The organism is Pseudomonas onubensis (assembly GCF_965653655.1).
Lineage (GTDB): Bacteria > Pseudomonadota > Gammaproteobacteria > Pseudomonadales > Pseudomonadaceae > Aquipseudomonas.
This window is the reverse complement of the sequence record NZ_CBFHAZ010000142.1, coordinates 1-12,463: the sequence shown is the minus strand read 5'-3', so window position 1 is coordinate 12,463 and position 12,463 is coordinate 1. Positions and strand designations below refer to the sequence as shown.

Genomic DNA, 12,463 nt, shown 5'->3' with positions numbered 1-12,463 from the left:
CCACTCGGGTGCTGGCACACCAGTGCTGGTTACGGCCTTTGCCCCGCCCGCGTTCTTCAACCTTACGATGAACCAGTTTGATGCGCGACAGCGCTACATCGAAGAGGTGGCGGGGCCTCCCACATTTTTGACCGTATTCCGAGCCTGGGACTGTTAGTCCAGCTTCTCGAACTTCAAATCCCAAACCCCATGCCCCAGACGCTCACCGCGGCGTTCGAACTTGGTGATCGGGCGCTCAGCCGGGCGTGGCACGCATTTGCCGTCTTCGGCCAGGTTGCGGTAGCCAGGCGCTACGTCCATCACTTCCAGCATGTATTCCGCATACGGTTCCCAGTCGGTGGCCATGTGCAGGATGCCGCCGACCTTGAGCTTGCTGCGCACCAGTTCCGCGAAGGAAGCCTGGACGATGCGGCGCTTGTGGTGACGCGATTTGTGCCAAGGGTCCGGGAAGAACAGCATCAGGCGGTCGAGGCTGTTGTCGGCGATGCAGCGGTTGAGCACTTCAATCGCGTCGCAGTCGTACACGCGCAGGTTGGTCAGGCCTTGGGTGAGTACGCCGTTAAGCAGCGCGCCGACACCTGGGCGGTGCACTTCCACACCGATAAAGTCCTGGTCCGGCGCGGCGGCGGCCATTTCCAGCAGCGAGTGGCCCATGCCGAAACCGATTTCCAGGGAACGCGGGGCCGAACGGCCGAACACCTGGTCGTAGTCCACCGGCGCGTCGGCCAGTGGCAACACGAACAGCGGCGTACCTTGCTCCAGGCCCTTTTGCTGGCCTTCGGTCATGCGGCCGGCGCGCATCACAAAACTCTTGATGCGGCGGTGCTTGGACTCGTCGCCTTCTTCCACGGTGTTCGGCGTTTCGTTTGATTCAGTCATCAATGGCTCTTACTTGATCAGACCATCCAGCGGCGAGGAGGCGCTGGCGTACAGTTTTTTCGGCATGCGACCGGCGAGGTACGCCAGGCGGCCCGCGACGATTGCGTGTTGCATGGCTTGGGCCATCATGACCGGCTGCTGGGCATGGGCGATGGCCGAGTTCATCAGCACCGCGTCACACCCCAGCTCCATGGCGATGGTGGCGTCGGAGGCAGTGCCCACGCCCGCATCCACCAGCACCGGAATTCTGGCTTCTTCGAGGATGATTTGCAGGTTGTAGGGGTTGCAGATGCCCAAACCGGAACCAATCAGCCCGGCCAACGGCATCACGGCGATGCAGCCGATTTCGGCCAATTGGCGCGCGATGATCGGGTCATCACTGGTGTAGACCATCACGTCGAAGCCTTCCTTGACCAGGGTTTCGGCGGCCTTGAGGGTTTCGATCACGTTGGGGAACAGGGTTTTCTGGTCGGCCAGCACTTCCAGCTTCACCAGGTTGTGGCCGTCGAGCAGCTCACGGGCCAGGCGGCAGGTGCGCACGGCTTCGATGGCGTCGTAGCAACCGGCAGTGTTCGGCAGGAAGGTGTAGCGATCCGGCGACAACACTTCGAGCAGGTTCGGCTCGCCTTCGATCTGGCCGAGGTTGGTGCGGCGCACGGCAAAGGTCACGATCTCGGCACCCGAGGCTTCGATGGCCAGACGGGTTTCTTCCATGTCGCGGTACTTGCCGGTGCCGACCAGCAGGCGGGACTGGTAGGTACGACCGGCCAGGACGAAGGGCTTGTCGCTACGAACGATGCTCATGGGAAATCCTCGAAGTGGGGTGAGGTTCTGCAGAATGCGGGTTGGCGCCCTCGAGCGCCGGGCGGCTAGCCGCCGCCGATGGCGTGGACCACTTCCACCTGATCACCTTCGGTGAGCGCGGTGTCGGCATGCTGGCTACGCGGGACGATATCCATGTTGAGCTCCACTGCGACTCGGCGTCCGGTCAGGTCCAGACGGGTCAGCAGGGCCGCGACGGTTTCACCGTCGGGCAGTTCAAGGGGTTCGCCGTTCAACTGAATGCGCATGCCACGGGCCGCCATCGTTTTTAGGGGCCAGCATTCTAGCCCGATCAGCGCGGCTGACCCAAGTCCCTTGGTCAGGCGACCTGTAGACGCCACGCAGTCAAACCGAGGAAGAACCAGCCGAGCAAGAAGGCAAGCCCCCCAAACGGCGTGATGATGCCGAGCTTGCTGATGCCGGTCAGGGTCAGCGCATACAGACTGCCCGAGAACAGCAGGATACCGACGGTAAAGGAGATGCCCGCCCAGTTGACTAGTCGGCCAGGAATATGCGCGGCCAGCAATGCCACGCCGAACAGCGCCAGGGCGTGCACCAACTGGTAGGTGACGCCGGTGTGGAAGATCGTCAGGTACTCGGCGCTCAGACGGTTTTTCAGGCCATGGGCGGCAAAGGCGCCGAGGGCGACGCCGGTAAAGCCGAAAAAGGCGGCCAGCATCAGAAAGCTACGCAGCATGAGGAACTCCAGTCAGACTCGATGGGCAGGGTCTGTATAATGGCCCGCTCAACGGGTTCGGCCAAGCCATCTCTATGCTGCGTCTCCTCTTCAAGCGCTTTCTCAACGTCCTTAAATGGTTTGCCATCGGCAGTGTGCTGCTGGTGCTGCTGTTTCGTGTGGTGCCGCCGCCGTTCACTGCGCTGATGGTGGAGCGCAAGATCGAATCCTGGGTCGACGGCGAGCCGATTGACCTGCAACGCACTTGGGTGCCGTGGGACGAGATATCCGACGAACTGAAAGTGGCGGTAATGGCCGGTGAAGACCAGCGTTTCCCGCAGCACTGGGGTTTTGATTTCGGCGCGATCCAGGCGGCGCTGCTGCATAACGAGCGCGGCGGTTCGATTCGCGGCGCCAGCACCTTGAGCCAGCAAGTGTCGAAGAACCTGTTTTTGTGGACCGGCCGCAGTTATCTGCGCAAAGGCCTGGAAGCCTGGTTTACCGCGCTGACCGAGGTGTTGTGGCCCAAGCAGCGGATTCTTGAGGTGTACCTCAATAGCGTGGAGTGGGATGAAGGCGTGTTTGGCGCAGAGGCAGCCGCACGGCATCACTTTGGCGTGAGTGCCAAGGCGCTGTCCCGTCAGCAGGCCAGCTATCTGGCGGCGGTTTTGCCTAATCCACGGGTGTGGAGTGCCAGCCATCCGACGGCGTATGTGACGCGACGGGCGGCGTGGATTCGGCAGCAGATGAGCCAGTTGGGTGGGGATGGTTACTTGGTGGAGTTGAATAACTCCCGAAAGGCACCGTGGGCTGACTGACACAACACAAAAACAAATGTGGGAGCGGGCTTGCTCGCGAATGCGGTGGTTCAGTCAATATCTACAGTGACTGACACTCCGCTTTCGCGAGCAAGCCCGCTCCCACATTCGATCGTGCTGTTTTCGATACCGGCGTTTTAAGCGGCGATCGACAACTTCAGCTTGTTCATCGCGCTTTTCTCAAGCTGACGAATCCGCTCGGCCGACACGTTGTACTTCTGCGCCAGGTCGTGCAGCGTGGCTTTTTCTTCAGCCAACCAGCGCTGATAGAGGATGTCACGGCTGCGGTCGTCCAGCACTTCCAGCGCTTCGTGCAGGTTCTGGTTGGAGTTGTCGCTCCAGTCGGCGTCTTCCAATTGACGCGCCGGGTCGTACCGGTGGTCTTCCAGGTAGTTGGCTGGCGATTGGAAGGCGCTGTCGTCGTCCGCTTCAGCGGCCGGGTCGAATGCCATGTCATGGCCGGTCAGGCGACTTTCCATCTCGCGCACTTCACGCGGCTCCACGCCGAGGCTTTCGGCCACGCGGTGGACTTCCTCGTTGTTCAGCCACGCCAGGCGTTTTTTCTGGCTGCGCAGGTTGAAGAACAGCTTGCGCTGGGCCTTGGTGGTCGCGACTTTCACGATGCGCCAGTTGCGCAGGATGAACTCGTGGATTTCCGCCTTGATCCAGTGCACAGCAAACGACACCAGACGCACGCCCATTTCAGGGTTGAAGCGCTTTACAGCCTTCATCAGGCCGACGTTGCCTTCCTGGATCAGATCAGCCTGGGCCAGGCCGTAGCCGCTATAGCTACGGGCGATATGTACGACAAAACGCAGGTGGGCGAGCACCATCTGCCGAGCCGCCCCCAAATCCTGCTCATAGTAGAGACTCTCGGCCAGTTCACGCTCCTGCTCGGGCGTCAGCAACGGAATGCTGTTGACCGTGTGCACATAGGCTTCCAGGTTTGCACCTGGGACCAGAGCATAAGCAGGTTGCAAAGAAGTGGTCATACGAAAAAACCTCCGACTCACATAACTCGTGCAGTTCAGCACTGCGAAAATTGACCGGGAACCGTAGGACAAGTTCCCTAAACCACCAATACGGTCAATACAAACGAAACCACATTAATCTGACATTAACTACTTCGGTGCCAGCTCACGTAAATGACGAGCGACCGCAATCCAAGCACCGATATACCCCAACAAGACGGCGCCAAGCAAGAGACTCAGACCGTCGGCGACCGGCACGCCGGCCAAGGCAAAATCACTGCCGTACAAGCCGGCCAGCCCGACTACCGCGTCGTTCAGCCAGTTCAAGCCAAAAGCCAGCACGCCCCAAGACAAAATCCCGGCACCAAAGCCATAAAGCGCGCCCATGTACAGAAAAGGCCTACGCACATAGCTGTCTGTGCCGCCGACCAGTTTAATCACTTCTATCTCGGTGCGACGGTTTTCAATATGAAGACGAATGGTATTACCTATCACCAAAAGTAATGCAGACACCAACAACACCGTGAGACCGAACACAAAGCGGTCGCCCAGCTTGAGGATGGCCGCCAGGCGCTCTACCCAGACTAGATCAAGTTGTGCCTGTTGCACCTTCGGCATCTCTGCGAGTTTTTGTCGCAGGGCCTCAAGCGCCGGCTTGTCGACTTCGTTCGGCGTCACCAGCACCACGCCCGGCAGCGGGTTCTGCGGCAGCTCTTTGAGCGCCTCACCCAGGCCCGATTGCTGCTGGAACTCTTCAAGCGCCTGATCGCGGCTGATGTATTCGGCATCCGCCACGCCCGGCAGGTTCTTGATGTCGTCGCGCAGGTTCTCGCCGTCTTTGGCACTGGTGTCGAGGTCCAGGTACAGCGAAATCTGCGCCGCGCGCTGCCAGGAACCGCCCAGGCGCTCCACATTATTAAGCAGCAGCGACAAGCCCATCGGCAGGCTCAATGCCACAGCCATTACCAGGCAGGTGAAAAAGCTGCCGATCGGCTGCTTGCCCAGGCGGCGCAGGCTGTCGACCAAACTGGCGCGATGGCTTTCGATCCAGGCGCGCAGCAGCGTGGCGAAATCCGGGCCATCATCTTCGTCGCGTTTTTTCTTCGGCGGTTGCGGGTCGGCCGCTTTTGGCGCCACACGTTCGGAAACCTTGGGGCTGCGAGTGGCACTCATACGCCAGCCTCCCCGTCACCGATCAGGCGGCCGCGTTGCAGGGTCAGCATACGGTGGCGCATGCGAGCGATCAGGGCCAGGTCGTGACTGGCAATCAATACGCTGGTGCCCAGGCGGTTGATGTCTTCGAACACGCCCATGATCTCCGCCGCCAGACGTGGGTCGAGGTTACCCGTAGGTTCGTCCGCCAGCAGCAAGGCCGGGCGGTGGACGATGGCGCGGGCGATGCCGACGCGCTGTTGTTGGCCGGTGGACAGGTCGCCTGGGTACAGGTCGGTCTTGTCCGACAGCGCTACGCGCTCCAGAGCCGAATCCACGCGCTTGACGATTTCAGCCTTGGACAGACCGAGAATCTGCAACGGCAGAGCAATGTTGTTGAACACCGTGCGATCAAACAGCAACTGGTGGTTCTGGAACACCACGCCGATCTGGCGGCGCAGGAACGGAATCTGTGCATTGCTGATAGTGGCCAGATCCTGGCCGGCCAGCAGCAGTTTGCCGGTGGTCGGGCGCTCCATCGCCAGCAACAGCCGCAGCAGCGTACTTTTACCGGCGCCCGAGTGGCCGGTCACAAACAAAAACTCGCCACGCCGTACTCGAAAGCTCAGCTCATGCAAGCCCACATGCCCGTTGGCGTAGCGTTTACCGACCTGTTCGAATCGAATCATGAACGCTCCCGCTCGGCGAAAAGTGCCTGTACAAAGGGTTCGGCTTCAAAGGTGCGCAGGTCGTCGATGCCTTCACCGACACCGATATAACGAATCGGCAACCCGAACTGTTTAGCCAGGGCGAAGATCACACCGCCTTTGGCCGTGCCGTCGAGCTTAGTCAATGCCAGGCCGGTCAGTTGCACCGTCTGGTTGAATTGTTTGGCCTGGCTGATGGCGTTCTGGCCAGTGCCGGCGTCGAGCACCAGCAGCACTTCGTGCGGGGCGTCGGCGTCGAGCTTGCCAATTACGCGGCGCACTTTCTTCAGCTCTTCCATCAGGTTGTCTTTGGTGTGCAGGCGACCGGCGGTGTCGGCGATCAACACGTCGATGTTACGGGCCTTGGCAGCTTGCACCGCATCGAAGATCACCGAGGCGGAATCGGCGCCAGTGTGCTGGGCGATCACCGGGATCTTGTTGCGCTCACCCCAGACCTGCAGCTGCTCCACGGCAGCGGCGCGGAAGGTGTCGCCGGCGGCGAGCATGACTTTCTTGCCTTCCGATTGCAGCTTCTTGGCGAGCTTGCCGATGGTGGTGGTTTTGCCGGCACCATTGACGCCGACCACCAGAATCACGAACGGCTTGTTCGGCGTGATCACCAGCGGGGCTTCTACAGGTTTAAGCATCGCAGCCAGTTCGGCCTGCAAGGACTTGTAGAGCGCATCGGCGTCAGTCAGCTGCTTGCGCGCAACCTTCTGGGTCAGGCTCTGGATGATCACGGCAGTGGCTTCAACGCCCACATCGGCGGTGAGCAGGCGGGTTTCGATGTCTTCCAGCAGTTCGTCATCAATGACCTTCTTGCCCAGGAACAGGCTGGCCATGCCTTCGCCGATGCTGGCGCTGGTTTTGCTCAGGCCTTGCTTGAGGCGGGCGAAGAACCCGGTTTTGCTGGTTTCAGCGGCAGCCACAACAGGCTCCGGGGCGACCGGCGGCTCGATAATGGCGGGAGCGGCAACGACAACAGGAACTGGCTCTGGCTCTGGCTCTGGCTCTGGCTCAACGGTGACGGGCGCAGGCGCTTCGACGACCACTGCAACCGGCTCAACAACCACAGGAATCGGCGGCGTGACGTGCTCAGCCTGTACATCTTCAACCAGTGCCACAGGCTCTTCAGCCACCGGCAGTTCCAACCACGGTTTGTGCTCGGGTTCAGGCTCAACCACCGGTTGCAACACCGGCTCGGCCATCGGCAACACCACCGGCGCGGGCGGCTCAGCGTCTATCACGGGTTCTGGAATCGGCTCAGGCTGAACCTGCGGCTGTTCGACGACGGTTTCCTGCGGCTTTTTGCGCAGCCATCCGAACAGGCCTTTTTTCTCGCCAGCCGCAGCTGGGCTCTTCTTGTCGTCGTTGGAACCAAACATGGAGGACGGCTATCTCAAAGTAGCGATGCGCCAGGGCGCCTCGGTAAATAAATTCGATGCAGAACAGACTGCTTTAACGCTCGCTTGTTCATGCGCAACATTTTGTAAGGCGTAAATAAAGGCCTCAACAAATCGTTTCAATAAAGGACTGAAGCGACAAAATCGGCGAAAAGTAGAAGATCGTCGGGGAAACCCAGCGCCAACTCCTACATTCCTACGACTCGATCCGGAACGATATGACCGCCGCAGTGGCCGCCCCTGAATCGGATCAGTATCCTAGCACCTCCTCGCCCGCCGACGCTAAGACCAAGCGGGTAGCCCAACAGGTTAAAACACGAATGATTGCTCTAGCCCGCCGCGCCGCAGGCCTGCTGCTCAGCACAGTTTGTCTGCCTCTTTCAGCCTTGGCTGCCGACCCACAACCCACCCATGAATTCACCCTCGATAACGGCCTTAAAGTGGTCGTGCGCGAAGACCATCGCGCGCCGGTGGTGGTTTCCCAGGTCTGGTACAAGGTCGGTTCGAGCTACGAAACCCCGGGCCAGACCGGTTTGTCCCACGCCCTGGAACACATGATGTTCAAGGGCAGCGCCAAGGTAGGTCCCGGCGAAGCCTCGCTGATCCTGCGCGACCTGGGCGCCGAAGAAAACGCCTTCACCAGCGACGACTACACCGCGTATTACCAGGTACTGGCGCGTGACCGCCTGGGCGTCGCTTTCGAACTGGAAGCCGACCGCATGGCCAGCCTGCGCCTGCCGGCCGATGAGTTCAGCCGCGAAATCGAGGTGATCAAGGAAGAACGCCGCCTGCGCACCGACGACAACCCGATGTCCAAGGCCTACGAGCGCTTCAAGGCGATGGCCTACCCGGCCAGCGGCTACCACACGCCGACCATCGGCTGGATGGCCGACCTTGAGCGCATGAAGGTTGAAGAGCTGCGCCACTGGTACCAGTCCTGGTACGTACCGAACAACGCCACGCTGGTGGTGGTCGGCGACGTAACGCCGGATGAGGTCAAGAAACTCGCCGAACGTTACTTCGGCCCAATCCCCAAGCGCGACGTGCCACCCGCCAAGATTCCGCTGGAACTGGCCGAGCCTGGCGAGCGCCTGCTGACCATGCACGTGCAGACCCAACTGCCGAGCGTGATCCTCGGTTTCAACGTGCCGGGCCTCGCGACCGCCGAAGACAAGCGCTCGGTGCAAGCCCTGCGCCTGCTGTCGGCCCTGCTGGATGGCGGCTACAGCGCACGTATCTCGGAGCAACTGGAGCGCGGTGAAGAGCTGGTCTCAGGCGCCTCCACCAGCTACGACGCCTATACCCGTGGTGACAGCCTGTTCACATTGAGCGCCACGCCGAACCAACAGAAGAAAAAGACCATTGCCCAGGCTGAAGCCGGTTTGTGGCGTTTGCTCGACGAGTTGAAGGCCAAGCCGCCGACCACCGAAGAACTGGAGCGTATCCGCGCCCAAGTGATTGCCGGCGTGGTTTACCAACGTGATTCCATCACCAGCCAGGCCACGGCCATCGGCTCGCTGGAAACCGTTGGCCTGTCGTGGAAACTCATGGACACCGAGCTTGCCGACCTGCAAAGCGTGACCCCGGAAGATATCCAGAAAGCCGCACGCACCTACTTCACCCGCGAACGTTTGAGCGTCGCCCATGTTTTGCCTGAGGAGACCGCTCATGAGTAACCGCAAAAGCAGCCGCCTGATCTTCCCCGGCCTGGTTGTGGTCACCCTGATCGCCGCCGGCGCCGTGTACTTCCTGCGCCCTAGTGAGTCCGTGGCCAGCCAGGCGCTGGACAAGGCGCAATCGGCCAACAAACTGCAATCTTTGGCGGAACTGGACGGCAAGGCGCCGACCAACCGCAAGCTCGACGTGCAAACCTGGACCACCGCCGAGGGCGCCAAGGTGCTGTTCGTCGAGGCCCACGAACTGCCGATGTTCGACATGCGCATCCTGTTCGCCGCCGGCAGCAGCCAGGACGGCAACACCCCAGGCGTTGCGTTGCTGACCAACGCCATGCTCAACGAAGGCATACCGGGCAAGGATGTCAGCCAGATCGCCAGCGGCTTTGAAGGCCTGGGCGCGGACTTCGGCAACGGCGCTTTTCGCGACATGGCGTTGGTGTCCCTGCGCAGCCTGAGCGACAGCGACAAGCGCGACGCGGCCCTGGCGCTGTTTGACCAAGTGATTGGCAAGCCGACTTTCCCGGCCGACTCCCTGGCGCGCATCAAGAACCAGATTCTGGCCGGTTTTGAGTACCAGAAGCAGAACCCGGGCAAGCTGGCCAGCCTTGAGCTGTTTAAGCGTTTGTACGGCGACCACCCTTACGCCCACCCGAGCGAAGGCACACCCGAGAGCATTCCGGCGATTACCCTGGCGCAGCTGCAGGCGTTCCACGCAAAAGCTTATGCGGCGGGCAACGCAGTGATTGCCGTGGTGGGCGACCTGAATCGCGCCGAAGCTGAAGCCATGACGGCCAAGGTCTCCGCATCGCTGCCAAAAGGCCCGGCCCTGGCCAAGATCGCCCAGCCGACCGAGCCGAAAGCTGGCCTGAGCCATATCGAGTTCCCGTCCAAGCAAACCCATTTGCTGTTCGCACAACTGGGCATCGACCGTGCCGACCCGGACTACGCCGCCTTGTCCCTGGGCAACCAGATCCTCGGCGGCGGCGGTTTCGGCACCCGCTTGATGAGCGAAGTGCGTGAAAAACGCGGCCTGACCTACGGCGTTTACTCCGGCTTCTCGCCGATGCAGGTGCGTGGCCCGTTCATGATCAACCTGCAAACCCGCGCCGAAATGAGCGGCAGCACCCTGCGCCTGGTTGAAGACGTATTGGCCGACTACCTCAAGACCGGCCCGACGCAAAAGGAACTGGACGACGCCAAGCGCGAGCTGGCCGGCAGCTTCCCGCTTTCTACCGCGAGCAACGCGGATATCGTAGGGCAACTGGGCGCCATGGGTTTCTATAACCTGCCGCTGAGCTATCTTGAGGATTTCATGAAACAATCCCAGGCCCTGACCGTAGAACAGGTCAAGGCTGCAATGAATAAACACTTGAGCGCCGACAAGATGGTCATCGTGACCGCCGGCCCGACGATTGCGCAAAAGCCACTACCGCCCCCCACTGATAAACCCGCCGAGCAGCCGCTCGGGGTTCCGGAGCATTAATGGCCAGTTCATCTCGCCCGAAAAAACCTGTCCACAACGTGCATAACGGTGTGGGCCAACTGCGCATCATTGGCGGTGAATGGGGCAGCCGCAAGCTGAGTTTCCCCGACGTCGTGGGCCTGCGCCCAACGCCGGACCGCGTGCGTGAAACCCTGTTCAACTGGCTCGCGCCGTATATCGGCGGCGCCAAGGTAATGGACCCGTTCGCCGGCAGTGGCGCGCTGTTCCTGGAGGCGCTGTCCCGAGGCGCGGCCCAGGGCCAGGCGCTGGATGCCAGCAATGTCGCGGTGTCCAGCCTCAAGGAACACCTGGGCACACTGCGCTGCACCACCGGCCAGGTGCAGACCGCCGATGCGCTGCGCTACCTGGAAACCCAGGCGGCCAGCGAATACGACGTGGTGTTCCTCGACCCGCCATTCAACCAGAACCTGTTGCCGACGGTGTGCGCCTTGCTGGAAGAACGTCAGTGGCTGGCACCCGACGCGTGGATCTACACTGAAAGCGAGACCGCGCCGTCTACCCTCGGCCTGCCGGGCAGCTGGCGCCTGCACCGGGAGCAGAAGTCCGGTCGGGTGTATTACGCGTTGTGGCACCGGTTGGTCGAACCTACCGACTGATCCGGTTTCATCTGTGGCGAGGGAGCAAGCTCGCGCTGGGCTGCGGAGCGGCCCCTTTTACAGGCACCGCGATCTGACAAATAGAATGCGGCGACTTTATTGGGGCCGCTTCGCAGCCCAACGCAGGGCAAGCCTGCTCGCCACGATAAGCTCGCCTGCCACAGTGAGTTCGCTTGCTACCGAGAGCTACATGATCCCGTCCTCTGAACTGTTCAAACCCGCCTTCGGCCTCGGCAACCCTCACTTGCAAACCTTGTGGGGGCCGCTGTGGCGCCCCACCACCCACATCGAACGCCAACGCGAACGCCTGTGGCTGGACGACGGAGACTTTCTCGACCTCGATTGGCATGGCCCCCATGACGCGCAAGCGCCATTGGTGCTGGTGCTGCACGGGCTGACCGGTTCGTCCAACTCACCTTATGTGGCCGGGCTGCAAAAGGCCCTCGCCGCCCAAGGCTGGGCCAGCGCCGCCTTGAATTGGCGCGGTTGCTCGGGCGAGCCAAACCTGTTGGCACGCAGCTATCACTCGGGTGCCAGCGAAGACCTGGCGGCGGCGATTGCCCATCTGCACGCCAAGCGACCCTTGGCGCCGCTGTACGCGGTGGGTTATTCGTTGGGCGGCAACGTGTTGCTCAAGCACCTGGGTGAAACCGGTGAAACGTCCGGGCTGCAAGGCGCTGCGGCGGTGTCGGTGCCGTTTCGACTGGACCAGTGCGCCGATCGCATCGGGCTGGGCTTTTCGCGGGTGTATCAAAAGCATTTTATGCGCGAGATGTTGGCGTATATCCGCGTCAAGCAAAGCCGCTTTGTACAGGATGGCCGGGCCGAAGGGCTGCAAACCCTGGAAGCCCTGGGCTCACTGGAGAAGATGCGTACATTCTGGGACTTCGACGGCCGGGTGACTGCGCCGCTGCACGGGTTCCTCAGTGCCGAGGACTATTACCGCCGCGCATCGAGCCGTTACTACCTGGGTGAAATCCGCACGCCAACCCTGATTATCCAGGCCGCCGATGACCCGTTTGTGTTCGCCCACAGCTTGCCGCAGGCCAGTGAACTGTCGGATTGCACCGAGTTTGAGTTGCTGGCAAAAGGTGGGCATGTGGGGTTTGTCGATGGGACGCTCAAGCGCCCCAGTTACTATCTTGAACGCCGTATTCCAGAGTGGCTACTGACACAACACGGTTAAACAATGTGGGAGCGGGCTTGCTCGCGAATGCGGTGTATCAGTCACAAATCTATCGACTGACACTCCGCATTCG

Annotated in this window: 13 protein-coding genes; 5 read left to right on the top strand and 8 right to left on the bottom strand. The window is 61.2% G+C overall.

Annotation, left to right across the window (positions count from 1 at the left end; translation table 11 throughout):
• Positions 1–153: 153 nt before the first annotated feature.
• The 4 genes from trmB to ACTD9P_RS27675 form a co-directional block, all read right to left on the bottom strand.
• Positions 154–879, bottom strand: a complete 726-nt coding sequence (trmB, locus tag ACTD9P_RS27690) for a tRNA (guanosine(46)-N7)-methyltransferase TrmB (RefSeq protein ID WP_138813458.1) — start codon at positions 877–879, stop codon at positions 154–156.
• A 9-nt stretch (positions 880–888) separates the two neighbouring features.
• Positions 889–1,683 (bottom strand): thiazole synthase, encoded by a 795-nt coding sequence (locus ACTD9P_RS27685; RefSeq protein ID WP_017139461.1) that lies wholly within the window; start codon positions 1,681–1,683, stop codon positions 889–891.
• Positions 1,684–1,748: 65 nt separating this feature from the next.
• Positions 1,749–1,949, bottom strand: coding sequence for a sulfur carrier protein ThiS (gene thiS / locus ACTD9P_RS27680; protein ID WP_438870144.1), 201 nt, complete (start codon positions 1,947–1,949; stop codon positions 1,749–1,751).
• Positions 1,950–2,020: 71 nt separating this feature from the next.
• A complete protein-coding gene (locus tag ACTD9P_RS27675) occupies positions 2,021–2,398 on the bottom strand; it encodes a DUF423 domain-containing protein (RefSeq protein ID WP_438870143.1) in 378 nt (125 codons plus the stop codon).
• A 74-nt stretch (positions 2,399–2,472) separates the two neighbouring features.
• On the opposite strand from ACTD9P_RS27675, the gene mtgA reads away from it, so the two are divergent.
• Positions 2,473–3,195 (top strand): monofunctional biosynthetic peptidoglycan transglycosylase, encoded by a 723-nt coding sequence (gene mtgA, locus ACTD9P_RS27670; protein WP_438870142.1) that lies wholly within the window; start codon positions 2,473–2,475, stop codon positions 3,193–3,195.
• 137 nt (positions 3,196–3,332) lie between these two features.
• Here the strand turns inward: mtgA and rpoH are convergent, their stop codons facing one another.
• The 4 genes from rpoH to ftsY form a co-directional block, all read right to left on the bottom strand.
• Positions 3,333–4,187: an RNA polymerase sigma factor RpoH gene (gene rpoH, locus ACTD9P_RS27665; RefSeq protein ID WP_017139465.1), complete on the bottom strand. Its 855-nt coding sequence runs from the start codon at positions 4,185–4,187 to the stop codon at positions 3,333–3,335.
• A 129-nt stretch (positions 4,188–4,316) separates the two neighbouring features.
• Positions 4,317–5,339, bottom strand: a complete 1,023-nt coding sequence (gene ftsX / locus ACTD9P_RS27660) for a permease-like cell division protein FtsX (protein WP_017139466.1) — start codon at positions 5,337–5,339, stop codon at positions 4,317–4,319.
• Positions 5,336–6,007 carry a cell division ATP-binding protein FtsE gene (gene ftsE, locus ACTD9P_RS27655; protein ID WP_003213784.1) on the bottom strand — a complete coding sequence of 224 codons (672 nt, stop codon included), beginning with the start codon at positions 6,005–6,007 and terminating at the stop codon, positions 5,336–5,338. Before ftsE ends, ftsX begins: the two co-directional genes overlap by 4 nt.
• A complete protein-coding gene (gene ftsY, locus ACTD9P_RS27650) occupies positions 6,004–7,410 on the bottom strand; it encodes a signal recognition particle-docking protein FtsY (RefSeq protein WP_438870141.1) in 1,407 nt (468 codons plus the stop codon). The genes ftsE and ftsY overlap by 4 nt, the downstream gene beginning before the upstream one ends.
• Positions 7,411–7,748: 338 nt before the next feature.
• Between ftsY and ACTD9P_RS27645 the strand changes: the two genes are divergently transcribed.
• The 4 genes from ACTD9P_RS27645 (at position 7,749) to ACTD9P_RS27630 (ending at position 12,390) form a co-directional block, all read left to right on the top strand.
• Positions 7,749–9,104, top strand: a complete 1,356-nt coding sequence (locus ACTD9P_RS27645; RefSeq protein WP_438870140.1) for a M16 family metallopeptidase — start codon at positions 7,749–7,751, stop codon at positions 9,102–9,104.
• Positions 9,097–10,587 carry a M16 family metallopeptidase gene (locus ACTD9P_RS27640; RefSeq protein ID WP_438870139.1) on the top strand — a complete coding sequence of 497 codons (1,491 nt, stop codon included), beginning with the start codon at positions 9,097–9,099 and terminating at the stop codon, positions 10,585–10,587. The genes ACTD9P_RS27645 and ACTD9P_RS27640 overlap by 8 nt, the downstream gene beginning before the upstream one ends.
• Positions 10,587–11,204 (top strand): 16S rRNA (guanine(966)-N(2))-methyltransferase RsmD, encoded by a 618-nt coding sequence (gene rsmD, locus ACTD9P_RS27635; RefSeq protein WP_438870138.1) that lies wholly within the window; start codon positions 10,587–10,589, stop codon positions 11,202–11,204. The genes ACTD9P_RS27640 and rsmD overlap by 1 nt, the downstream gene beginning before the upstream one ends.
• Positions 11,205–11,394: 190 nt before the next feature.
• Positions 11,395–12,390 carry a hydrolase gene (locus ACTD9P_RS27630; RefSeq protein ID WP_438870137.1) on the top strand — a complete coding sequence of 332 codons (996 nt, stop codon included), beginning with the start codon at positions 11,395–11,397 and terminating at the stop codon, positions 12,388–12,390.
• Positions 12,391–12,463 lie beyond the last annotated feature (73 nt).